At 72.0% G+C, this 20,210-nt stretch carries 24 protein-coding genes; 11 read left to right on the forward strand and 13 right to left on the reverse strand.

Annotated elements, in window-relative coordinates:
* Positions 1 to 32 precede the first annotated feature (32 nt).
* On the reverse strand, positions 33 to 1,013 hold the full coding sequence (locus HUG12_RS10185) for a PLP-dependent cysteine synthase family protein (RefSeq protein WP_179268660.1): 981 nt from the start codon (positions 1,011 to 1,013) through the stop codon (positions 33 to 35).
* 76 nt (positions 1,014 to 1,089) lie between these two features.
* Positions 1,090 to 1,428 carry a DUF5798 family protein gene (locus tag HUG12_RS10190; RefSeq protein ID WP_179268661.1) on the reverse strand — a complete coding sequence of 113 codons (339 nt, stop codon included), beginning with the start codon at positions 1,426 to 1,428 and terminating at the stop codon, positions 1,090 to 1,092.
* A 121-nt stretch (positions 1,429 to 1,549) separates the two neighbouring features.
* Between HUG12_RS10190 and surE the strand changes: the two genes are divergently transcribed.
* Both surE and HUG12_RS21870 read left to right on the forward strand, forming a co-directional pair.
* Positions 1,550 to 2,356, forward strand: coding sequence for a 5'/3'-nucleotidase SurE (gene surE / locus HUG12_RS10195; protein ID WP_179268662.1), 807 nt, complete (start codon positions 1,550 to 1,552; stop codon positions 2,354 to 2,356).
* Positions 2,357 to 2,795: 439 nt separating this feature from the next.
* On the forward strand, positions 2,796 to 2,921 hold the full coding sequence (locus HUG12_RS21870; RefSeq protein WP_281362290.1) for a hypothetical protein: 126 nt from the start codon (positions 2,796 to 2,798) through the stop codon (positions 2,919 to 2,921).
* Positions 2,922 to 2,965: 44 nt separating this feature from the next.
* Here the strand turns inward: HUG12_RS21870 and HUG12_RS10200 are convergent, their stop codons facing one another.
* From HUG12_RS10200 to HUG12_RS10215, 4 genes are all read right to left on the reverse strand, one after another.
* The gene (locus HUG12_RS10200) at positions 2,966 to 3,658 is read right to left on the reverse strand and encodes a competence/damage-inducible protein A (protein WP_179268663.1); all 693 of its coding nucleotides are present in this window, start codon (positions 3,656 to 3,658) and stop codon (positions 2,966 to 2,968) included.
* A gap of 260 nt (positions 3,659 to 3,918) precedes the next feature.
* Positions 3,919 to 4,704 carry a DUF5803 family protein gene (locus HUG12_RS10205; protein WP_179268664.1) on the reverse strand — a complete coding sequence of 262 codons (786 nt, stop codon included), beginning with the start codon at positions 4,702 to 4,704 and terminating at the stop codon, positions 3,919 to 3,921.
* Positions 4,701 to 5,372 (reverse strand): DUF2110 family protein, encoded by a 672-nt coding sequence (locus tag HUG12_RS10210; protein ID WP_179268665.1) that lies wholly within the window; start codon positions 5,370 to 5,372, stop codon positions 4,701 to 4,703. The genes HUG12_RS10205 and HUG12_RS10210 overlap by 4 nt, the downstream gene beginning before the upstream one ends.
* On the reverse strand, positions 5,372 to 5,908 hold the full coding sequence (locus HUG12_RS10215) for a transcription factor (protein ID WP_179268666.1): 537 nt from the start codon (positions 5,906 to 5,908) through the stop codon (positions 5,372 to 5,374). Before HUG12_RS10215 ends, HUG12_RS10210 begins: the two co-directional genes overlap by 1 nt.
* A 93-nt stretch (positions 5,909 to 6,001) precedes the next feature.
* Here HUG12_RS10215 and HUG12_RS10220 point away from each other — a divergent pair, with 93 nt between their 5' ends.
* Positions 6,002 to 6,658 carry a hypothetical protein gene (locus HUG12_RS10220; protein ID WP_179268667.1) on the forward strand — a complete coding sequence of 219 codons (657 nt, stop codon included), beginning with the start codon at positions 6,002 to 6,004 and terminating at the stop codon, positions 6,656 to 6,658.
* Here the strand turns inward: HUG12_RS10220 and HUG12_RS10225 are convergent.
* From HUG12_RS10225 to HUG12_RS10235, 3 genes are read right to left on the reverse strand one after another with little or no spacing between them, the layout of a single operon-like run.
* The gene (locus tag HUG12_RS10225; RefSeq protein WP_179268668.1) at positions 6,639 to 7,451 is read right to left on the reverse strand and encodes a transcriptional regulator TbsP domain-containing protein; all 813 of its coding nucleotides are present in this window, start codon (positions 7,449 to 7,451) and stop codon (positions 6,639 to 6,641) included. The two genes, HUG12_RS10220 and HUG12_RS10225, sit on opposite strands and share 20 nt — an antisense overlap.
* Positions 7,452 to 7,487: 36 nt before the next feature.
* Positions 7,488 to 8,231: a methyltransferase domain-containing protein gene (locus HUG12_RS10230; protein WP_179268669.1), complete on the reverse strand. Its 744-nt coding sequence runs from the start codon at positions 8,229 to 8,231 to the stop codon at positions 7,488 to 7,490.
* Positions 8,228 to 8,614: a nascent polypeptide-associated complex protein gene (locus HUG12_RS10235; protein ID WP_179268670.1), complete on the reverse strand. Its 387-nt coding sequence runs from the start codon at positions 8,612 to 8,614 to the stop codon at positions 8,228 to 8,230. Before HUG12_RS10235 ends, HUG12_RS10230 begins: the two co-directional genes overlap by 4 nt.
* Positions 8,615 to 8,760: 146 nt before the next feature.
* Here HUG12_RS10235 and HUG12_RS10240 point away from each other — a divergent pair, with 146 nt between their 5' ends.
* A complete protein-coding gene (locus HUG12_RS10240) occupies positions 8,761 to 9,567 on the forward strand; it encodes a creatininase family protein (RefSeq protein ID WP_179268671.1) in 807 nt (268 codons plus the stop codon).
* A gap of 228 nt (positions 9,568 to 9,795) precedes the next feature.
* On the opposite strand, the gene HUG12_RS10245 is transcribed toward HUG12_RS10240, so the two are convergent.
* Positions 9,796 to 10,458, reverse strand: coding sequence for an O-methyltransferase (locus HUG12_RS10245; protein WP_179268672.1), 663 nt, complete (start codon positions 10,456 to 10,458; stop codon positions 9,796 to 9,798).
* 83 nt (positions 10,459 to 10,541) lie between these two features.
* Between HUG12_RS10245 and HUG12_RS10250 the strand changes: the two genes are divergently transcribed.
* Complete coding sequence (locus HUG12_RS10250) at positions 10,542 to 10,961, forward strand: GNAT family N-acetyltransferase (RefSeq protein WP_179268673.1); 420 nt, start codon at positions 10,542 to 10,544, stop codon at positions 10,959 to 10,961.
* A gap of 59 nt (positions 10,962 to 11,020) precedes the next feature.
* Here HUG12_RS10250 and HUG12_RS10255 read toward each other — a convergent pair whose 3' ends face one another.
* Positions 11,021 to 11,476: a transporter gene (locus HUG12_RS10255; RefSeq protein WP_246308028.1), complete on the reverse strand. Its 456-nt coding sequence runs from the start codon at positions 11,474 to 11,476 to the stop codon at positions 11,021 to 11,023.
* Positions 11,477 to 11,632: 156 nt separating this feature from the next.
* On the opposite strand from HUG12_RS10255, the gene HUG12_RS10260 reads away from it, so the two are divergent.
* The 4 genes from HUG12_RS10260 to HUG12_RS10275 all read left to right on the forward strand — a co-directional run bounded on the left by HUG12_RS10260 (position 11,633) and on the right by HUG12_RS10275 (position 16,941).
* Positions 11,633 to 13,315, forward strand: coding sequence for an acyl-CoA mutase large subunit family protein (locus tag HUG12_RS10260; RefSeq protein WP_179268675.1), 1,683 nt, complete (start codon positions 11,633 to 11,635; stop codon positions 13,313 to 13,315).
* Between the two features lie 130 nt (positions 13,316 to 13,445).
* Positions 13,446 to 13,832, forward strand: a complete 387-nt coding sequence (mce, locus tag HUG12_RS10265; protein ID WP_179268676.1) for a methylmalonyl-CoA epimerase — start codon at positions 13,446 to 13,448, stop codon at positions 13,830 to 13,832.
* Between the two features lie 99 nt (positions 13,833 to 13,931).
* Complete coding sequence (locus HUG12_RS10270; RefSeq protein ID WP_179268677.1) at positions 13,932 to 15,710, forward strand: class I adenylate-forming enzyme family protein; 1,779 nt, start codon at positions 13,932 to 13,934, stop codon at positions 15,708 to 15,710.
* Between the two features lie 70 nt (positions 15,711 to 15,780).
* Positions 15,781 to 16,941: an acyl-CoA dehydrogenase family protein gene (locus tag HUG12_RS10275; RefSeq protein ID WP_179268678.1), complete on the forward strand. Its 1,161-nt coding sequence runs from the start codon at positions 15,781 to 15,783 to the stop codon at positions 16,939 to 16,941.
* 25 nt (positions 16,942 to 16,966) lie between these two features.
* Here HUG12_RS10275 and HUG12_RS10280 read toward each other — a convergent pair whose 3' ends face one another.
* Complete coding sequence (locus HUG12_RS10280) at positions 16,967 to 17,599, reverse strand: ferritin family protein (RefSeq protein WP_179268679.1); 633 nt, start codon at positions 17,597 to 17,599, stop codon at positions 16,967 to 16,969.
* Positions 17,600 to 17,658: 59 nt separating this feature from the next.
* Between HUG12_RS10280 and HUG12_RS10285 the strand changes: the two genes are divergently transcribed.
* Together HUG12_RS10285 and HUG12_RS10290 are read left to right on the forward strand one after the other, a co-directional pair.
* Positions 17,659 to 18,879 (forward strand): MBL fold metallo-hydrolase, encoded by a 1,221-nt coding sequence (locus tag HUG12_RS10285; RefSeq protein WP_179268680.1) that lies wholly within the window; start codon positions 17,659 to 17,661, stop codon positions 18,877 to 18,879.
* A 37-nt stretch (positions 18,880 to 18,916) separates the two neighbouring features.
* Positions 18,917 to 19,714, forward strand: coding sequence for an aminoglycoside N(3)-acetyltransferase (locus HUG12_RS10290; RefSeq protein WP_179268681.1), 798 nt, complete (start codon positions 18,917 to 18,919; stop codon positions 19,712 to 19,714).
* Here the strand turns inward: HUG12_RS10290 and HUG12_RS10295 are convergent, their stop codons facing one another.
* Complete coding sequence (locus HUG12_RS10295; protein ID WP_179268682.1) at positions 19,715 to 20,056, reverse strand: 2Fe-2S iron-sulfur cluster-binding protein; 342 nt, start codon at positions 20,054 to 20,056, stop codon at positions 19,715 to 19,717.
* Between the last annotated feature and the right edge of the window lie 154 nt (positions 20,057 to 20,210).

Here is a 20,210-nt window from a genome sequence, read left to right on the forward strand (position 1 = left end):
ACCCCCGTTCCGTCCAGTTCTGTCGCGGTGGCCTATCCGGTCCACTCCTCGAACGACCGGTAGACGCCCTTGGAGAGGTAGCGCTCGCTGGAGTCCGGAAACACGGTGACGACCGAGTCGTGGGGGACGTCGACCTCGCCACGCTCGATCTCGCGTGCGACCGCCCGCGCCGCGAGCGAGTTCGCCGCGGAGCTCGACGCGACCAGGTGGCCCTCCTCGCTCGCCAGCCTGGCCATCTCGGCGTGGACGTCCGCATCGGGGATCGTCTTCAGGTCGTCGACGAGGTCGGGATCGAACAGCTCGTTCGTCGAGACGTCGTGGGTGCCGATCCCCTCCGTCCTGTACTCGCCCTCCTCGGCGTCCTCGCCGAAGAACTCGCCGAACGTCGACCCCTCGGGCTGGACGGCGACGACGCGGGCGTCCGGGACCCGCTCCAGCGCGTACTCCGCCATCCCCATCAGCGTCCCGGCGGTGCCACAGCCCGCGACGACCGCGCCGACCTCGCCGTCGAGCGCCTCGAACGCCTCCGGCCCGGTCGTCTCGTAGTGGGCCTCGACGTTGAGGGGGTTCGCGAACTGCTGGGGAACGACGGCGTCGTCGAGTTCCTCGGCTAGCTCGTGTGCCCGCTCGATGGCGCGGCCCATCCCGTCCTCGCTGGGGGTGTTGATGACCTCGGCGCCGAGCGCGCGCATCAGCTGCTGTTTCTCGACGCTGAAGCGCTCGGGGACGACGAAGACGGCGTCCACGCCCAGTCGTCCGGCCGCGACCGCGAAGCCGATGCCCGTGTTGCCCGCGGTCGGTTCGACCACGGTGCCGCCCGGTTCGAGCGTCCCGTCCGCCAGCATCGCCTCGATCATGTACGCCCCGATGCGGTCCTTCACGGACGCGCCGGGGTTGAACGACTCCAGTTTCGCGTACACTGGGACCGCGTCGGGCGCGGCGTGCACCCGGACCAGCGGCGTCTCGCCGACCGCCTCCAGCACGGAGTCGAGCGGCTCCCGGTGGGTGGTCATACGGTGGCAAAGATTGCCCCGGGTTAGGTATCTTGCTATCCGTCGCGGCGTTCGGCGGTCGCCCTCCGAGCGCGGCTCAGGCCGTCGACCCGTCGACGGCGTCAGTCGAGCCGTCGCCGCCGTCGTCGGACGCGGCGTCCGCGGTGTCGTCGCGTTCGCCGTCGTCGGGGTGCGCCGGCGCCTCCGCGTCGGCCAGTACCGATTCGACGTCGACGCCCTGCTCTTCGGCCAGCGCGGCGACGAGCGCGCGCTGCTCGGCGAGCTCGGCCTCGACCCGCTCGACGCGCTCCTCGGTCGTCGACACCGTGTCGCGCAACCGGTCGACCTGCTCGCGCATCTCGTTCACCCGGGCGTACAGCTTCTCGGCGGTGTCCGCGACCGTCTGGATCTTCTTCGCCGTGCTTCCGAGTCCCATGGTCGGGCTATACGGCTCGCGTATCCTACCTCTTGTGGTGTGGGACGTTCCGTGGAGCGCCGCGGCGTGTCGGCGGGATCGAACCCCGGCCGCTTTTGCTCCCCGTCGCCGACCCCCCGCCATGAACACGAGCGGCGGGCCGCGGATCCTCCTGACGAACGACGACGGCATCGACAGCCCCGGCTTCCGCGCGCTACACGCCGCGCTCTCGTCGGTCGGCGAGGTCGTCGCCGTCGCGCCCGCGGACGACCGGAGCGCGGTCGGGCGGTCGCTCTCCCGCCGCGTCGACGTCCAGGACCACGATCTGGGCTACGCCATCGAGGGGACCCCGACCGACTGCGTCGTCGTCGGACTGGAGTCGCTGTGTCCGGACGCCGACGTGGTGGTCTCGGGCTGTAACAAGGGCGCGAACGTCGGCGCGTACGTCCTCGGGCGCTCGGGAACCGTCTCGGCCGCCGTCGAGGCTGCGTTCTTCGACGTGCCGGCCGTGGCCGTCTCGCAGTACGTCCCCGCGGGCACGGGCGAGGCGTACCGGGCGTTCGAGGTCGACGAGCCGGACTTCGCGGAGGCGGGCCGGGCCGCCCGGTACCTCGTCGAGCGCGCCGAGGGGGCGGGCGTGTTCGAGACCACCGACTACCTGAACGTGAACGCCCCGTGGACCGACGGCGGCCCCGCCGAGATGACGGTGACGAGACCCTCCACGCTGTACGACATGACCGCCGAGCGCGACGGGGGCGGGGTCACGCTGCTCGACCGGACCTGGGACCGGATGAAGGAGGGGAGCGTCCCGGACCCGGTCGGGACCGACCGGCGCGCGATCGCGGACGGCTACGTCTCCGTCTCGCCGCTGACCGCGCCACACACGACCCGCCACCACGGGGCGCTGGACGGGCTGGCGGAGTCGTATCCCGGCCGGGAGGAGGAGTGACGCCGCGTCCGTCGGGTCAACTGGGAACGTTTTGTCAACGTGGGAAGGCGGCAGCGGCGGCGCGCGGCGGCTGGCCTCCGTGCCAGCCGAACGCGCGCAAGGGACGAGCACCGCAGCGGAGTGAGCGGAGCGAACGGAACGAGGAGCACAGGGGGCTGGGGAGGGTGAGGTGCGGTCCGGGAGGGACTGAAAGGGGCCGCGAATCTCGGCTCGGTGCGGCCGCTGCGCGCCTCGGCTCACTTCGTTCGCCTGCGGTGCTTGACGGTCCGCGCCAGCGCCGAGGTTCGCGGGGGCTTTCGGGAACTGCGCAGCGATAACTGAACCGACCGATGAACCGCGAGGACTTTCGAAGCTATCCGACTCCCGAATTCCAGCGAACCAGCACGCCGTCGCCGGAGTGGACACGCTTAAGCGGGGGCGGGCGGAACCGTCGCCCACCATGAGTCCGCTCCTCCTCCTCGCCCAGTCGGAGGCGCCGCGCCTGCCCGTCACGGAGACGGCCACCGTCGTGCTCGTCGCCAGCCTGGTCATCACCGTCGCCTGGTTGCTCCACCTGTACAGCTGAGGCGTCGGTCCCGATCCCGGGACTGACGCCGTCCCGGGACGGCGTCAGTCCTCGACCGGTTCCACGCGCTCGCGGAGCCACGCGGCCGCGCGCTCGGCCTCGCCCGCCTCGCCGGCGGTGAGCCGTACCCGGACGGCGTCGCCCGGGTACGAGCCCACGGTCACGTCGAACTCCTCGCGCACCGCCGCCAGCCGATCGAGCAGCGTCGACTCCGGCTCGGGCGTCTCGACCGTCTCCGTGTGGGTGATCTGCCCCTCGAACTCGTCGGCGACCGACTCGAACATCGCCTCCATCTCCGCGGGGACGCCCGGGAACACGTACACCGAGTCGAGCACGCAGCCCGGCGCGACGCCGACCTCGTTGTTGAGCGGGCGCGCGCCCGCCGGCAGCGCGGTCGTCCCCTCGTCGAGGTCGCCCGCCGCGTAGCCCCCTTCCCCGGTGAGCCAGTCGTGCGCCTCGCCGTTCCGTTCCAGCCCGCGGCCGAACGCCGCGGCGACGCCCTCCAGGGTGACGTCGTCGTGGGTCGGCCCGACGCCCCCGGTGACGAGGACGGCGTCGTACTCGGCGCGGTACTCGTTCACCACCCGGGCGACGTCGGCGACCCTGTCGGGCACGGTGGTCGCCCGCTCGACTGTCACTCCCCGGTCGTGGAGGCGCGACGCGAGCCACGTCGCGTTGGTGTTCGCGGTGTCGCCGTTGAGGAGCTCGTCCCCCACGGTGACGATGGCAGCCTGCATGCGCGTGAGGAGGGGGGAGACGGGGATAAGTTCGCGGGACCGGTCGAGTTCGTCCCCGGATCGGCGTGAAGGACCCGTGGTGATGGGGCCGTGCCCTCGAAAGCCCCCGCGGGTCCGAACTCGTCCCGTCGTGCTCCTCGTGCGCGGCCGCCGCGCGCCGCTGCACGACGGCTCCCCCGGGACGGAGATGCGCGTCCGAGAACGGAAGCGACACCGCCCGTGGTACCCCGCTACCCTGTCACCGTCGCTGACGAACGGTTTCAGCCCATCCCCGGCGGCGGGTCGCGCCCGGAGTCGTCCTCGACGTCCACGTCGAGGCCGAGTTCCTCCCGCTGTTCGCGGAGTTCCCGGAGCTTCCGCCGGAAGTACGCCAGCCCCACGAGCGCGACGACGCTGAACACGGCCACCAGCCCGCCGAACAGCGTGAGGTCACGCTGGAGGTAGAACTGGACGAGCACCCTGTCGGCCGTCACGTCCTCCCACGTGATGTGGACCCGGTTCCGGTCGTCGACGGCGGTCTCAGAACCGCCCGGCCTGATCCGACCGAACACCGGCGCGGACGCCCGCCGGTCCGGCGGGAGGACGACCTCGTAGGAGCCGTCGACGTACGTCGGGAGCGAGAAGCGCTTGGGCGTGCTCCCCGCGGTGAACGCCAGTTCGCCCCCCTCCTCGGGGGTCGTGATGACCACCTCGTCGCGGGTCTCCTCGACGTTCCCGCGCTCGGCCAGCGTCGAGCCGTTGATGACGGTTCCGTTCGGGTACCGGTACCTGACGGCCCGGACGTCGAGCGGGTTCTGCCCGCCCAGCCCGTCGTTGCGGTACAGCGTCAGCTCCGTGCCGTTCACGCTGTAGACGCCCTGGAACGTCGAGTCGGCACGGACGGTGAGGTGGACGTCGGCGCTCTCGTTCCACGCGTACCCCTCGCCCGCGGGCTCCTCGTCCAGCCGCTCGGCCGGAATCGAGTCGTCGCCGAAGAGGCCGAGACAGCCCGACAGCGCGAGCATGCCGACGACGGCGGCGAGCGCGAGGAGCCGACGCCGCCTCATGGAATGACGGCTTTCAGCTCCGCGGGGAGGTACCCGCCGATGGCCGCGAGCAGCCCCGGCGGGTCGGTCCCCTCCGCGCAGACGATGCTCTGTTCGAGCAGTCCGAGCCGCTCGACCGTCACGATGTCCTGTGCGTGTCCCGCCCGGTTCACCGTCGCGCGCACCTCTCCGCGCGTCGCGCTGTTCACGTTGACGCGGCCGGGACCGCGGGTCCAGTCGTACAGCCGGTCCCGTTCGGCCTCGGCCAGTTCGTTCGCGCCGTCCTCGCGGTACACGAACCGGAGCGGGAGGTGCTGGACGAGCCCGAAGCGGTCGCGGATCTGCGAGGGGCTCCCCCGACCGAGCCCGAGCTCCTCGGTCGGCACGCGGAGCTCGCGGCCGGCGTCGAGCGTGAACCCGTCCTCGTCCCAGCCTTCCAGGGTCCCGCGGTACGTCTCGCCGTCGGTGAAGTGCTCGGTCACCTCGCCCCAGTGCTCGCGGAGGACGTTCCGCGCGACCGTGGCGTCCTCGCCCTCGACGGTGACGGAGACGAAGTCGTCGCGCCGGACGCCGACCTCGTACTGGACGGCGAGGTCGCCCAGATCGTTGGCGACGAGCGAGGTCATCCCGTCGAGCGCCCGGTCGCGCGCGTCGCCGGAGACGTAGCACTTGGTCGCGAGAACGACCATTACGCGCCGGCCCCGGCGTCGCGGTCGACGTTCAGCTCGTCGCGGAGCTGGTCGATGCGCCACTCCATCGCCTCGACGAGGCGGCTGTTCTCCATCGACTCCAGCGGGGAGCCGCACTCGGGACACTCGAAGCCGAACTCCATCGCCTCCTCGAACTCGAAGCGGATCGAGTCCACCTCACAGAGGTAGAACTGGTGGTCCTCCTCGTAGGACTCGCGCTCCTCGAGCCCCTCGAGGAGCCGGTACATCTCCTCCTCCAGGTTCTCCGGGACGTTGTCGTACTCGAACGTCCACAGGTAGGTGAGCCAGCCGGAGTCCTCGTCGCGCACCCGGCGGTACGAGGCGAGGTCGTTCTCGTAGAGGATGAACAGCGCCCGCCGCACGTCGTTCAGCTCCAGCCCCAGTTCCTCCGCGAGTTCCTCGTCGGTGACCTCCCCGTCCGGCGGCGCGGCGGCGACGGGCATGCCGGTCGGACCGACGAGTTCGTGGAGGTACTTCTGGATGACCGGGTCCTCCAGGAGATCCTCAAAAGCCATTGTCGATGCTCCGGCGCGAATTCGTTTAAAAGCACCGGATGCCGCGGTCGCGCCGACGAGGCGTTATGGCCCGTGCCACCGTCTCCCCTGCGTATGGGTATCGCACCGCCGACGGTGCCCGCGGACCGTCTCGAGTCGGAGGGCTGGCGGGTGGCGGACCGCGCCGAGGGGACCGCGTTCGACGTCGGCGTCGTCGCGGTGGGGACACACGCCGTCGTCTACGAGGACGCCCGCCTCCGTGAGGCGATCCGCGCGGAAACGGGAATCGACGGGACGTGGCGGTTCTTCCTCGCCTCGCGGGTCTCGTTCGCCGGTCCGGTTCCGAACTCGCGTCTCCTCGGGCGGTTCGTCGCCGACCGGGCACACGAGGGGTTCCGGGACGCCCTCCTCGAGCGGGGGTTCTCGAACCTCCGGACCACGGAACAGCGACGGATCAGCTTCGACGAGGCCGACGGAACTCCCGCCGGCATCGGCGTCGACGAGACCGTCGGTGCCGACGACGGCGACGGGTCGGAGCCGGCGGAACCGGTCGGCTACGACGCCGACTGCGTGCTCGATGCGGTGCGACTCCGGACCCGCGCGCTGGCCGCGGTTCGCGGGACCGACGACGGACGCCTCCTCGTCGGCGGCGCCTACCCGACGGACGTGCGCGAGGCGCCCGACCCGGAGGTGCGGGAACGGCTCCGCGAGCACGTCGACCCCGAACGGTTCGAGGCGGATCTGCTCGCGCTCATTCGGGCGACCGGCTGACGTCGAGTCGGTCGCGGGCCGCCGACACGAGCGCGGCGCCGTCCATCGACGCGAGTTCCTCCTCCGCGAGCGAGAGCTGCTGGCGCGGCCGGCCGACCCCCGCGGGAACCCGCTTCGTCTCCACGAGCCCCGCCTTCGACAGTCGCTCCTTCGCCCGCGCGATCTCCGTCCTGCTGGAGAAGCCGATCTCGCGGGCCCACTCGCCGAGTTCGATGGAGAACAGTTCGTGTCGAGCCCCGACGAGCGTACAGGCGGTGATCGCGTCGAACGGGCCGTCCTCGTTGATCGGGTCCTCCCCCTCGAGGATCGCCGAGAGGGTGCCGGCCGCGTCGGGCCAGCGGTCGCCGAAGCTCTCCAGCAGCGCAGTCCGGCCGGGCACGTCGGGGGCGTAGGTCGTCGCGTGTTCCCAACGGGCGTCGAACGTCTCGCGGAACGCGGCGATCGCCCCGGCGTCCTCGGTCGAAAGCGAACTCAGCCGGTTGTCGGTCCGTACGTGGACCCAGATGCGCTCCTCACCCAGCGTCAGGCTCGCGCCCGGGTCGGGGTCGGTCCGAACCGCGAGCCGCCCCTCCGCGACGGCGTCGGCGGCCGCGGTCGCCGCGCGGAACTCGCCGAACAGCCCTCCGGCGTGGTCGGGCGGGAGGAGGAGCCTGGCGCTGCCGTCCGTCGAGTGGACCGCGAGCGCGACGGCACGGGCGAGACTGGGCGAGGGGGACACGAACAGCGGGTCCCGGGCCTCGGCGACGAGCGTCTTCGCGACGGAGGGCGTCGCGTCGAGCGGGCGAGCCGACATGCACGCCCATGGTCAATCCACTGACTTCAAAGTTGACTAATCGTTTCGCCCGAACGTAAGATACCCCGTGTGGCCGACTCCGGCCGTGCTCGGGCGGGTTCCGCGCTCGTCGACGTGGAGTTCGCGCTGGATGGTCTCCAGCGTCTCGACGTCGAGCAGGCCGGCCTCGCGTGCGGTCTCCTCCGCACGCCGGGCGTCCTCCACGAACGGCGCGTAGACGGCGCAGTAGCCGCCGCTGGCGAGCAGGTCGGGCGCGCGCTCGACGACGGCGGCGGCGTCCCCCGTGTCGAGCGTCAGGAGGTCGAACGCGCCCCCGGCGAACCCGTCGAGTTCCTCCACCACGTCGCCGGTACGGACCTCGACCCGCTCGCCGACGCCGGCGAGCGCCATGTTCCCCCTGGCGACCTCGGCGAACTCGGGGTCGCGTTCGTAGGTCGTCACGTCGGCCCCGAGCCGACCGAGGTACGCGGCGAGCACCCCCGTGCCGGTGCCGGCGTCGAGCACGAGGTCGCCCGACTGTGCGCCCGTGTGGCCGATCACGAGCCCGACGTCCCGGGGCATCATCGGCGCGCCCGTGCGCTCGAAGTGGGCGAACAGGTCCGGACCGCGGAGGCTCCGGACGCGAAACGTCTCGCCGAGATGCGTCTCGATCGTCTCGCCGGGCGCCGGGTCGTCGGGAACGGTCAGGACGCCGAGGTCCGTCTGGAGCTCCTCGCCGGGCGCCCGGAGGTACTCCCGGTCCGAGTCCGTGTGAACGAGGAGGACGGCGGCGTCGCTCACTCCAGCCGGGAGATGGCAGCCGCGAGATCGCCGTTCTCGGCTTCGAGTGCCTCGCGCGCGTCGTCGGTGCTCACGCCGGCCCGCTGGGCGACGATCTCCACGTCGTCCGCGGGGACCTCCGGGGCGCCCTCGTCGTCCCCGGCCGACTCGTCGGCGTCCGCGTCGCCGCCCTCGCCGCGTCCGCGCGTCTCGGGGGAGCCGACCACCTGGTAGGTCTGCTGGCCCTGGGCGTCCATGCGGGTGACCTCCGCGTCGGAGAACACGAGGTCCTCGTCGGCGGTCCTGATGACGACCTCCTCGGCGTCGATCTCGGTCACGTCGATCCCCATCTGCTTCATCATCTGTTCCATCTTCCGCGGGTTCATGCCGCCGCCTCCGAACATGCCTGACTCGTCGGGGTGGCGGAGCAAAAGCGTGGCGACGTCCCTCGGGGCCGTGAACGGTTCACACGGGCCCGCGCCCGGCCCGTCGTCGGTTGGACGGCCGGTCACCCGCCCGTTTCTTGGCGAGCGCCGTCGTGCGGTCGACCATGCAACTGGCCGAACGGACGTGGCCGGAGCTGGGCGAGTACGTCGCGGAGGAGTCGGTCGCGGTCGTGCCGCTCGGCTCGACCGAGCAACACGGCCCGCACCTCCCGCTGGCGACCGACCACCTCATCGCGGAGGCGCTGGCGAGCGAGGCGGCCGACCGCGCCGGCTTCCTCCGTACGCCGCCGGTCCGCATCGGCGTCTCGGAGCACCACCGGCAGTTCCACGGGACGATGTGGGTCGACCCGGGGGCGTTCCGTGACTACGTGGAGAGCCTCACGCGGAACCTCACCTACCACGGCGTCGACCGGGTGGTGTACGTGAACGCCCACGGCGGCAACGTCCAGCACCTCCGCGAGGTGGGCCGGCGGCTCAGGCGCGACCGGACGGCCTACGCGATCGAGTGGATGTGGGACGAGTCCATCCCCGACCTGGTGTTCGACTCGTTCGCGCACAACGGTCCGCACGGCGGCCCGAAGGAGACGGCGATGATCCAGCACATCGCGCCCGAACTGGTCCGGGAGGGGAAGCTGGCGTCGGCGCGGGACGGCGGCGTCGTCGACCTCTCGGCGGCCCCGACACAGCAGTTCGGCGCGCGGACGTACTACGACAGCGCCGACAACTCCCCGAACGGCGTCTTCGGCGACCAGACGGAGGCGACGGCGGAGATCGGCGCTGAACTGTTCGAGGCGGCGACCGAACAGCTCGTCAACCTGTTGGAGTGGCTCGACGGGCAGCCGTTCGAGGACCTCATGCCGAAGCCCCACGTCGACCCGCAGCCGGGAAGCGGTCGCTCGACGTCGAGGTGATGGCTGACGGGCGGCGTCGACGGCCCGCGGGATCGACCGTCGGAACCGGCCGACGATCGCGGGCGACTCGTCCGTCCGACGTGACGCCGCACACCCGCGGACGTCGGACGGCGGTTCTCAGCGCACGCCGGCCGTGGTCCCGCCCTCGTATTTGAACCTCGGCGTCGGTCGCCCCGACCCGGCGGTCGGTTCCCCTCGGTGGTCTCCGCTCGGCGGCCCCTGCCCCGTTCACTCCGTGACCTTCGTGGTGACGGCGAGCCCCGACCCCACCGGGAGGACGACCGTCTCGTACTCGGACGCGCCACAGACCGCGTCGAGGTAGCAGGCGATGCCGCGCGAGTCCTCGTCGTCCACGTCGATGGCGTGGGGCTCCCCTTCGAGGTGCGCGAGCAGCGCGTCGAAGTCCACCGGGCCGTACATGACGTTGTCCGCCACGACGACTCCCCCGTCCGCGAGTTTCGGCGCGGCGGCCTCGAACGCCTCCTCGTAGCGCTCCTTCTGGTGGTCGACGAGCACGACGTCGAACGGGCCGTCGTAGCGCTCGACCGCCTCGAGGGCATCGCCGCGTTCGAACCGACAGCGCTCGGCCAGCCCCGCCTCGGCCAGGAACTCCCGGCCCCGCTCCAGTTCGTCCTCGTCGAACTCGGTGAGGACGACGCGGTCGGCGCCGCCGCGGAGGAACCACGACGCGGAGTAGCCGAAGCCGGAGCCGAACTCGAACACGGTTTCCGCGTCCGTCAGGCGGGCGAGGAGGGCGAGGACGGCGCCGGCGTCGGGGCCGATGTTCGGGAACCGGCGCTCGCGCGCGAACGCCGCCATCCGCTCCTGTACCTCGGTGTGCTCCGGGCCGGCGGCCCGGACGAACCGCGCCACGTCCTCGCTGATCGCCATGGTCGATGCAACCACCGGCGTGACCGTGAGCCTTCGGGTCTCGCCGGGGAAAACGATTCGTGGCTCCCGGGAAACGGCGGGGCATGGGCGGCACACGCGTCGAGGAGGTGACGACGAGCGAGGGCTGGGACCGCGCGGTCCCGGTGCTCCGTGAACTGTGGACCGACGCCGACGAGTCGTTCGTCCGCTCGTGGCGTGAGGAGGAGGGCTACCGCCTGTTCGGCCGCTACGACGGCGACGAACTGGTCGGCGTCGCCGGCGTCTCCGTCCGGCGGGTGGTCCACCACGAACGCCAGGCGTGGGTCCACGACCTCGTCGTGACGGGCCCCCGGCGCGGCGAGGGCCACGGCGCGGCGCTGCTGTCGTTCGTCGAGTCGTGGGCCCGCGAACGGGACTGCGAGCACGTGGTCCTGGCGAGCCTCCTCGACAACGAGGGGGCGATCGAGTTCTACGAGCGCGAGGGGATGGACCGCTGGGCGTACCTGTTCGAGACGGAACTCTGAGGCGTCGGGGCCGTCGGGACGGGCACGGCGGGTGACGCCCCCGGTGATCGGTCGTCGCGTTACAGCCCCGGGCTGACCAGGTAGCCGCCGATGGTCAGCAGAACCAGTCCGACGGCGCTGGCCGCCTTGAGGAACGCGTCAGCGTCGCGGGCGGCGGTCCGGACCTTGCCGACGCCGAGCGCGGACCGAACCTTGCTCGCCCCGACCTCGACGAGCGCGGTCATCACGAGCCAGAGCGTCAGCATCGTGAGCACGAGGTGGCCCTGGCCGGTGCCGAACAGCCGTTCGCTCCCGTAGACGGTGGCCGCCATGTGGCCGCCGGTGGCGACGAAGACGAGCGCGCCGAGGCGGGTGAGCGTCGTGAGCCCCGACGTGACCGACGCGAGCGCGTCGGCGCCGAGGTCGCCGTCGCCCGCGAGCGGGAGCACCTTCCAGGCCGCGAGCAGGACGGCGCCGACCCACGCGCCCGCGAACAGCGTGTGCAGGACGTACGCGACGGTGAGTGCAGTGGACACGTCGGCCACGTCGAATGGGGTCCGCATAAATCCCGGCAGGATGGGCCGGTCGTGGAGGTACTCGGACGGTCGCACGGGGTCCGAGCGCCGTCGCCCCGAGGTGGTCCACGCGAGCACGTGGAGGCTTTAAGGTCCGACGGGGCCACGCCCTACGTGATGTTCGACCCCGACGACCTGGAGGAAATCCGCTCGGAGAAGGAGCGGTGGGAGGAGGAGACCCGCGCGCCCACCGTCGAGCGGTTCGGGGAGCGCGAGGAGCGGTTCACCACCGACACGGGCGGCCAGGAAGTGAAGCCGCTGTACACGCCGGACGACGTGGCGGACCTCGACTACGGGGACGACCTCGGGTTCCCCGGCGAGGAGCCGTACACCCGCGGCGTCTACCCGACGATGCACCGCGGTCGGCTGTGGACGATGCGCCAGTACGCCGGGATGGGCACCGCGGCCGAGACGAACGAGCGCTTCCGCTACCTCATCGACGAGGGCTCCTCGGGGCTCTCGATGGCGTTCGACCTGCCGACCCAGATGGGCTACGACTCGGACGCCGACATGGCCGCCGGCGAGGTCGGCAAGTCCGGCGTCGCCATCGACTCGCTGGAGGACTTCGAGCGCGTCTTCGACGGCATCCCGCTGGACGAGGTGTCCACCTCGATGACCATCAACGCGCCCGCCTCCGTGCTGCTCGCGATGTACGTCGCGATGGGCGACCGGCAGGGCGTCGAACGGGCGGAGCTGCGCGGCACCGTCCAGAACGACATCATGAAGGAGTACATCGCGCGGAACCTCTACATCTACCCGCCCGAGGAGTCGATGCGACTCATCACCGACATCTTCGAGTTCTGCGCGGCCGAGACGCCGAAGTTCAACACCATCTCCATCTCCGGCTACCACATCCGGGAGGCCGGTTCGACGGCGGCCCAGGAGGTCGCGTTCACGCTCGGCAACGGCATCGAGTACGTGCAGGCGGCCGTCGACGCCGGCCTCGACGTCGACGAGTTCGCCCCGCAGCTCTCCTTCTTCTTCAACGCCCACAACAACGTCCTCGAGGAGGTCGCCAAGTTCCGGGCCGCCCGTCGGATGTGGGCGAAGATCATGGAGGAGCGCTTCGGCGCCGAGAACCCCAAGTCGAAACAGCTCAAGTTCCACACCCAGACCGCCGGCTCGATGCTGACGGCCCAGCAGATCGAGAACAACGTCGTCCGCGTCGGCTACCAGGCGCTCGCGGCGGTGCTCGGCGGCACCCAGAGCCTCCACACCAACGGGAAGGACGAGGCGCTCTCGCTCCCCACGGAGAAGTCCGTCCGGACGGCGCTGCGGACCCAGCAGATCCTCGCCCACGAGTCGGGCGCCGCGGACACCATCGACCCCCTCGCGGGGAGCTACTACGTCGAGAGCCTCACGGACGGCATCGAGGAGGAGGCGTTCGGGATCATCGACGAGGTCGACACCCGCGGCGGGATGCTGGAGGCGGTCGAGAGCCAGTGGGTCCAGCGGCAGATCCAGGACACCGCCTTCGAGCGCCAGCGCGAGATCGAGGAGGGCGAGCGGGTCATCGTCGGCGTCAACGAGTACCAGGTCGAGGAGGAGGCGCGGATCGACCTCGAGGAGGTCTCCGAGGAGGAGGAGCGGGCACAGGTCCAGCGCGTCCGGGACCTCCGCGCGTCCAGGGACTCGGAGGCGGTCGAGGACGCGCTGGCGGCGCTTCGGGACGTCGCCCGGGGCGACGGCAACGTGATGCCGGCCGTCGTGGACGCGGTGAAGGCGTACGCGACCGTCGGGGAGATCTGTAACGTGTTCCGCGACGAGTTCGGCGAGTACCAGCCTGGGAGCACCGTCTGAAGGGATCGGGGTTCGGGGGCCGTCCGGAACGGGTGGCTACCACGTCGTCACGGCTTACCGGCCCGCGGGACCGTGCCGGCGGGGGCGCTCGGACGCCCGGATTTTTCTCGCTCGCCCCCGGAGGTCAGGCATGCACCTCGATCACGTCGGCGTCGCCACCGACGACGCCGCGGCGCTCGCGGACCTGTTCACCGACCTGCTCGGCGCGAGCGTCGCCCACGAGGAGGAGTTCGACGGGATGGGCGTCGTCTTCCTCGAGACGGGCGACTCGTACCTCGAACTGCTCGAACCGCTCGAGGGGGAGGGAGCCATCGCGTGCTACCTGGAGGGGAACGGCCCCGGCATCCACCACCTCGCGTACGCCACCGAGGACGTCGAGGCCGCGCTCGGGCGGGCGCGTTCGATGGGCGTCGAACTCGTCGACGAGGAGCCCCGCGAGGGCGCCTGGGGCCACGAGGTCGCGTTCCTCCACCCGGGCTCGACCGGCGGCGTGCTCGTCGAGTTCGTCGGGCACTGAGGTCGCGGGACACCTGTCAGTCACGAGGGGTTTCTTTCAGGCCGACCTGGACCGACCCGAGGCGGAAGAGTAGTAAGGCCCCGGTCCACCTCCCTCGGTATGCGCGACTGGCTCGCCCATCGGGTCGCCGCCACGCCGGACGCGGAGGCGCTCGTCTCGGCGGCGACCGGGCGGACCTGGACGTACGCGGACCTGGACGAGGCGGCCGACGAGATGGCCCGGCGGCTGGCGGGGCTGGGCGTCGGCCCCGGGGACCACGTCGCGGTCGTCGTGAGCCCCCGGATCGAGTACGTCACGCTGGTCCACGCGACGATGCGGCTCGGTGCCCGACTCGTCCCGACGAGCCACGAACTCACGCCGGCCGAGCTCCGTCCCCGCCTCGACGCGGCTGACGCGACCGTGCTCGTCTGCGAGGCCGACACCGAGGGGACCGCGGTGGAGGCGACGGCCGCGACCGACGAGGGGGAGGCGGAGGAGACCGGCGAGGGAAGGGAAGCGAGGAACGACGAGGGGGAGGCGGCGGGGAACGGCGACGAAGGGTCGACGACCGCGGACGGGCAGGCGGGGACGGCGGGCGAGCCGACGGTCCCCGTCGTCTCGCTCGACGAGGCGGACGCCGACCGGGTGGCGCACCTGAAGGCCGCCGAGGGGGGAGAGATCGAGCCCTCGCCCTGGACGCGCGGCCAGCCGCTCCTCATGCTGTTCACCTCCGGGTCGACCGGCACGTCCAAGCTGGTCGTGCTCACGATGGGGAACGTCCTCGCCTCCGCGACCGCCTCCGCGTTCCGGCTGGGCGTGAACCCCGACGCCCGCTACATGGCGGCGCTCTCGTTCCACCACACCGGCGGCATCATGCCGCTGTACCGCGCGGCGCTGTACGGCACGGGCGTCGTCCTCCGGACCGGGTTCGACGCCGGCGGCGTCGCCGACGACGTCCGCGAGTACGACGTGACGGGCATCTCGCTGGTCCCGACGATGCTCCGCCGGATGCTGGACGCGCGGGGGACCCTCTCCGACTCGCTCCGCGTCGTGCTGCTCGGCGGCGCCCCCGCCTCGGAGGAACTGATCGAGCGCTGTCGCCACTACTCGATCCCGGTCCACCCGACGTACGGCATGACCGAGGCCGCCTCGGGAATCACCGTCGCCAGGCCCGGGGAGGCGTTCGACCGGGTCGGCACCGTCGGCAGACCCCTCCTCTGGACCGACGTCCGCGTCCGCGACGAGGACGGCGAGGAGCTCCCGCCCGGCGAGGTGGGCGAGTTCGTCGTCTCCGGGCCGTCGGTCACCCCCGGCTACTATCGAAACCGCGAGGCGAACGAGTCCGCGCTCGGGGCGGACGGGCTCGCCACCGGCGACAGGGGGTACCGCGACGAGGACGGCTACTGCTACGTCCTCAACCGGGCGGACGACCGCATCCTCACCGGCGGCGAGAACGTCGACCCCGGCGAGGTGCTCGCGGCGCTGCGCGAGCACCCGGAGGTCGCGGACGCGGCGGTCGTCGGCGTCCCCGACGAGGAGTGGGGCGAGCGCGTCGCCGCGCTCGTGGTTCCGGCGGGCGAGGGGGCGGAACGCGGCCCCGGCGACGGACCGGCCGAAACTCCGGACGACGCGCCGGATCGACTGGACGCGGAGGAGCTGCGGGCGTTCTGTCGCGAGCGGCTCGCGGACTTCAAGCTCCCTCGGGCGATCCGGTTCGCGGAGGGGCTCCCGCGGACGGATTCGGGGACGGTGCGGCGTCCGGAGGTGCGGGAGCGGCTCGCTGACGCGACCGGAACGGGCGACGAGGGGCCGGGCGACGAGGAGGAGGGCGGTGCGGGTGCCGACCGGGAGGACGCCGCCGGGCGGGGCGACGAGGGGGTCGACACGGACGCCGGGTGACCCGATAAACGTCGTTCCCCTCGTCGGGCGTTTCAGGACGGTTATGGGCGGCCGCGGCGAACGCCGGCCCATGCGTTCAGACCTCGACCTGCTCGACGAGTCGCTCGTCCCGGAGGACGCCCGCGAGGCCAAGCGGGAGGCCCGCGAGTTCGCGGCCGAGCACATCGCGCCCGTCGCGGAGGAGCACTTCCGCGAGGGCACCTACCCCTGGGATGTCCTGGAGGCCGGGCAGGAGGCCGGCCTCGTGGGGCAGGACGTCCCCGAGGAGTACGGCGGGCGGGGGCTCTCGCTCGTCGAACTGCTCGCCGTCGCCGAGGAGTTCTACCGCGCGGACGCCGGCATCGGGCTCACGCTGATGCTCGCCTCCTTCGGCAACGAACTCGTCTACGAGTACGGCACCGAGGAGCAGTGCGAGGAGTACGTCCGCCCCGTGGCCGAGGGAGAACAGCTCTCCGGGCTGGCGGTTTCGGAACCGGAGACCGGTTCGGACCTCGCGGGGATGACGACCGCGGCAGAGCGGGTCGAGGGCGGCTACGAACTCACCGGCGAGAAGTACTGGGTCGGCAACGCCGTCGAGGCCGACTGGCTCACCCTGTACGCGAAGACGGGCGACCGGGAGGACCGCTACGGCAACTACTCGCTGTTCATCGTCGAGACCGACCGCGACGGCTACGAGGCCGAGCACATCCCAGAGAAGATGGGGATGCGCGCGTCCAAGCAGGGCCACGTCGTCCTCGAGGACTGCTTCGTTCCCGAGGGGAACCTCGTGGGCGCGGAGGGCGGCGGCTTCTACGCGCTCGCGGACTTCTTCAACCACGGCCGGGTCGTCGTCGGCGGCCACGGCCTCGGCCTCGCCGCGGCGGCCATCGAGGAGGCCTGGGAGTTCGTCCACGGGCGGAACGCGTTCGGCCGGAACGTCTCCGACTTCCAGTCGGTCCAGCACGACCTCGCGAACGCGCGGACGGAGTTCGAGGCCGCGCGGTCGCTGACCTACCGCGCGGCCGGGAAGGTCGAGGCGAACGAGGACGCGGGGCTGTGGGCCGCGATGGCGAAGCTGAAGGCGACCGAGACGGCCGTCGACTGCGCCGAGCGCGGCATGCAGCTCCACGGCGGCCGCTCGGTGCTCGCGGACCGCCGCATCGCCCGCGTCTACCGCGACGTCCGCATCCCGGTCATCTACGAGGGTGCCAGCGAGATCCAGCGGAACCTGGTGTACCGGCAGTCGAAGTAGGGCGGCCGGGAACGCCCGCCCGTCGTCAGCAGACCGGCTTCACGTCGACGCCCAGCCCCCGCAGCGAGTCCGCGTAGTCGTCGTAGGCGAGCTGCACGACGTAGGCCGCGACCGCGGCCGCCGTCTCCCAGTCCTCCTCGTGATCGCAGTGGTCGTCGAGGTAGGCGAGTCCGCGCTCCAGTTCCTCCTCCGTCTCCGACCGGAGGTCCCGGAAGAGGTCCGCGCGCGGCTCGTCGGCCTCGTTCACGAAGTGGCTCACGATCTGCAGGTGCGCCCTGACGCTGACGAGCGGCCGGCCGACCAGCCCCGCGGCGACGCGCTCGACGGCGTCCGTTCGATCACGGAGGTAGGAGTGTACGGTTCCCCCGTCCCTCGGGTCGTACTCCTCCCCGAGGGTCTCGAGCACGCGGTCCCGGTGTTCGGCCTCCCGATCGGCGACCCAGCCGAACAGTTCCCGCGCGGCCGGGTCGTTCTCGTGGTCGGCCCACCGGCCGAAGGTGGCGTGGGCCGCGTGTTCGCTGTCGGCGGCCGCGCGGAGCACCGTCCCGGTCGCGAGGTCCGCGTCGGTGAGCGCGACGAGGAACCTGTTCGAGCCCAGCCGTTCCAGTTCGGTGGCCTTCTCCGCCTCGACCCGCTCGCGCAGGGCGGCCGAATCCATGTGGGGAGATGGCCGGCCGTCGGCGTTAACGTTTCCCCGCGCACGCCCCTACCGCTCCCATGACTCACGAGGAGGAACTCGACCCCGAGACGCTCGCGCGCCGCCTCCGCGCCGGCGAGTCGGTCTCGATCCTCGACGTGCGAAACCGCGACGAGTACGAGACCTGGCGCGTGGAGGGCCGGAGCGTGACCGACGCGCAGGTGCCCCACGTGAAGTTCGTCGCGGCGGGAGCGACGGGGGACCCCGCGGACCTCCTCCCCGACGACCTCACGGATCCCGTCGTGTCAGTCTGCCCGCGCGGAGAGGCGAGCACGGAGGTCGCCGGCCTGCTCCGCGAGGCGGGCGTCGACGCAGTGAACCTCGCCGGCGGGATGACCGCCTGGGCGCGGACGTACCTCGCGGCGGAACTCGACGCGGGGGACGCGACGGTCCTCCAGTACCAGCGCCCCTCCTCGGGCTGTCTCGCGTACCTCGTCGTCTCCGGCGGCGAGGCGGCCGTGGTCGACCCCCTCCGGGCGTTCGCGGACCGGTACGTCGAGGACGCCGACGAGCGGGGCGCGACGCTCCGATACGCCCTGGACACCCACGTCCACGCCGACCACGTGAGCGGCGTCCGGGCGGTCGCCGAGCGGACCGACGCCGAAGTCGCCCTCCCCGACGGCGCGGCCGAGCGTGGGCTCGCGTTCGACGCGAGGCTCGTCGGCGACGGTGAGGAACTGCAGGTGGGCGACGCGACGCTCGCGGCGATCCACGCGCCGGGCCACACGAGCGAGCTAACGGCGTTCGCGCTCCGCGGCGGCCGAGGTGACGGCGGCGGCCGCGACGGGGACGGCGGCGGGAGCGGCCGCAACGGGGACGGGGACGAAGCCGCCCCCGACGTCCTCTTCACCGGCGACGCGCTGTTCCTCCGGAGCGTCGGCCGGCCCGACCTCGAGCGGGGCGACGAGGCGGCCCGCGAGTACGCCGTGCTGGCCCACGACACGCTCCACGACCGCCTGCTCGCGCTGCCGGACGACACCCTCGTCGCGCCCGGCCACTACGCCGACCACGCGGACGCCCGGGGCGACGCCTACGCGGCGCCGCTCGGCGACCTGCGGGGGATGGACGTGCTCCAGTTAGACGAGGACGCCTTCGTCGACCGGGTCGCCTCGGACCTGCCGCCCCGGCCGTCGAACTACGAGCGGATCATCGCCACGAACCTGGGGCGCGAGTCGATGGACGACGAGGCGGCGTTCGAGGCGGAACTCGGGCCGAACAACTGCGCGGTGTCGGCCGGCTGAACGGTACGGTTTTCCTCGCGGGCGGGCTCGTTCGACCATGACCGAACGCGACGTCGTCGAGCGGACGGACGAGCCGGCGACGGCAGAGCGCCTCCGGGCCGACCTCCGCGAACTGGGGATCTCGCCCGGCGACGCGGTGCTCGTCCACTCCTCGCTGTCGGCCGTCGGATGGGTCCCGGGCGGCGCCCCCGCGGTCGTCGACGCGCTGCTGGACGCCGTCACCGCGTCCGGGACGCTCGCGATGCCGACCCACTCCACGCAGCTGTCGGACCCGGCCGACTGGGAGCGTCCGCCGGTGCCGGACGACTGGTTCGAAACCATCCGCGAGGCCGCCCCGCCGTTCCGCCCGGAACTCACGCCGACCCGCGGGATGGGCGCCGTCGTGGACTGCTTCCGCGCGTACCCGGACGTCGTCCGGAGCGACCACCCCACCACCTCGTTCGCCGCGTGGGGCGCTGACGCGGACCGGGTGACGGCCGACCACGCCTACGACTCGCCGCTGGGGGAGGCCTCGCCGCTCGCGCGACTCTACGACCTGGACGCGACGGTCCTGCGCATCGGCGTGGACGCGAACACGTCGCTCCATCTCGCGGAGTACCGCGCCGACTACGACGGGGCGTCCGAAAGGAGTGGGGCCCCGGTGCTGACCGACGAGGGGCGGCGCTGGATCACCTGGGAGGAGCCCGCGAGCGAGGACGACTTCCGCGAGATCGAGGCGGCGTTCGAACGCGAAGGCGACGTTGCTCGGGGGACGGTCGGCCTGGCGGAGTCGACGCTGTGCCGGATGCGCCCGCTCGTCGACTTCGCAGTCGAGTGGATGGGCGAGAACCGGTAGTCAGTCGTCCGCGGCCGCTCCGTTCGCGCCGTCCATCGCCGTCGCGTCGTCCTCGATGCTCGGGGGGTACTTCCCGCGGTCGAGTTTGAGGTCGGACTCCGGCCGGGCCATGCAGGTGAGCGCGTAGTCCTCGGCCTCCTCCTCGGTGAGCCCGCGGGCGACGGCGGCCTGCTGGGCCACCTCGCCCTCGACGATCTCGGCGGAGCAGGCGAGACACATGCCGACCCGGCAGGAGTACTCCTGGGCGATGCCGGCCTCGATGCACGCGCTCAGGATCGTCTGCTTGTCGGACATCTCCAGCGTCTCGCCCGTGCCGACGAACTCGACGGTGTGCTCGGTCATATCTCGGAGGGTCACGGGAGTCGGGCTAAAGTCTTGTTATGATTCCGCCGTCGACGCCGGAAATTTCGTCCCCGTCGTGCGGTCAGATGGCCTCGAATGGGGGATTCCGGGGTAGCCCCCGGTCCCGGCCGACCGTCCTCGGCAACGGCGACGG

The organism is Halorarum salinum (genome assembly GCF_013402875.1).
Lineage (GTDB): Archaea > Halobacteriota > Halobacteria > Halobacteriales > Haloferacaceae > Halorarum > Halorarum salinum.

Bases quoted from the DNA above. Each gene is read 5' to 3' on its own strand.
- HUG12_RS10185 (WP_179268660.1), bottom strand. From the start codon at position 1,013: ATGACCACCCACCGGGAGCCGCTCGACTCCGTGCTGGAGGCGGTCGGC.
- HUG12_RS10190 (WP_179268661.1), bottom strand. From the start codon at position 1,428: ATGGGACTCGGAAGCACGGCGAAGAAGATCCAGACGGTCGCGGACACC.
- surE (WP_179268662.1), top strand. From the start codon at position 1,550: ATGAACACGAGCGGCGGGCCGCGGATCCTCCTGACGAACGACGACGGC.
- HUG12_RS21870 (WP_281362290.1), top strand. From the start codon at position 2,796: ATGAGTCCGCTCCTCCTCCTCGCCCAGTCGGAGGCGCCGCGCCTGCCC.
- HUG12_RS10200 (WP_179268663.1), bottom strand. From the start codon at position 3,658: ATGCAGGCTGCCATCGTCACCGTGGGGGACGAGCTCCTCAACGGCGAC.
- HUG12_RS10205 (WP_179268664.1), bottom strand. From the start codon at position 4,704: ATGAGGCGGCGTCGGCTCCTCGCGCTCGCCGCCGTCGTCGGCATGCTC.
- HUG12_RS10210 (WP_179268665.1), bottom strand. From the start codon at position 5,372: ATGGTCGTTCTCGCGACCAAGTGCTACGTCTCCGGCGACGCGCGCGAC.
- HUG12_RS10215 (WP_179268666.1), bottom strand. From the start codon at position 5,908: ATGGCTTTTGAGGATCTCCTGGAGGACCCGGTCATCCAGAAGTACCTC.
- HUG12_RS10220 (WP_179268667.1), top strand. From the start codon at position 6,002: ATGGGTATCGCACCGCCGACGGTGCCCGCGGACCGTCTCGAGTCGGAG.
- HUG12_RS10225 (WP_179268668.1), bottom strand. From the start codon at position 7,451: ATGTCGGCTCGCCCGCTCGACGCGACGCCCTCCGTCGCGAAGACGCTC.
- HUG12_RS10235 (WP_179268670.1), bottom strand. From the start codon at position 8,614: ATGTTCGGAGGCGGCGGCATGAACCCGCGGAAGATGGAACAGATGATG.
- HUG12_RS10240 (WP_179268671.1), top strand. From the start codon at position 8,761: ATGCAACTGGCCGAACGGACGTGGCCGGAGCTGGGCGAGTACGTCGCG.
- HUG12_RS10245 (WP_179268672.1), bottom strand. From the start codon at position 10,458: ATGGCGATCAGCGAGGACGTGGCGCGGTTCGTCCGGGCCGCCGGCCCG.
- HUG12_RS10250 (WP_179268673.1), top strand. From the start codon at position 10,542: ATGGGCGGCACACGCGTCGAGGAGGTGACGACGAGCGAGGGCTGGGAC.
- HUG12_RS10260 (WP_179268675.1), top strand. From the start codon at position 11,633: ATGTTCGACCCCGACGACCTGGAGGAAATCCGCTCGGAGAAGGAGCGG.
- mce (WP_179268676.1), top strand. From the start codon at position 13,446: ATGCACCTCGATCACGTCGGCGTCGCCACCGACGACGCCGCGGCGCTC.
- HUG12_RS10270 (WP_179268677.1), top strand. From the start codon at position 13,932: ATGCGCGACTGGCTCGCCCATCGGGTCGCCGCCACGCCGGACGCGGAG.
- HUG12_RS10275 (WP_179268678.1), top strand. From the start codon at position 15,781: ATGCGTTCAGACCTCGACCTGCTCGACGAGTCGCTCGTCCCGGAGGAC.
- HUG12_RS10280 (WP_179268679.1), bottom strand. From the start codon at position 17,599: ATGGATTCGGCCGCCCTGCGCGAGCGGGTCGAGGCGGAGAAGGCCACC.
- HUG12_RS10285 (WP_179268680.1), top strand. From the start codon at position 17,659: ATGACTCACGAGGAGGAACTCGACCCCGAGACGCTCGCGCGCCGCCTC.
- HUG12_RS10290 (WP_179268681.1), top strand. From the start codon at position 18,917: ATGACCGAACGCGACGTCGTCGAGCGGACGGACGAGCCGGCGACGGCA.
- HUG12_RS10295 (WP_179268682.1), bottom strand. From the start codon at position 20,056: ATGACCGAGCACACCGTCGAGTTCGTCGGCACGGGCGAGACGCTGGAG.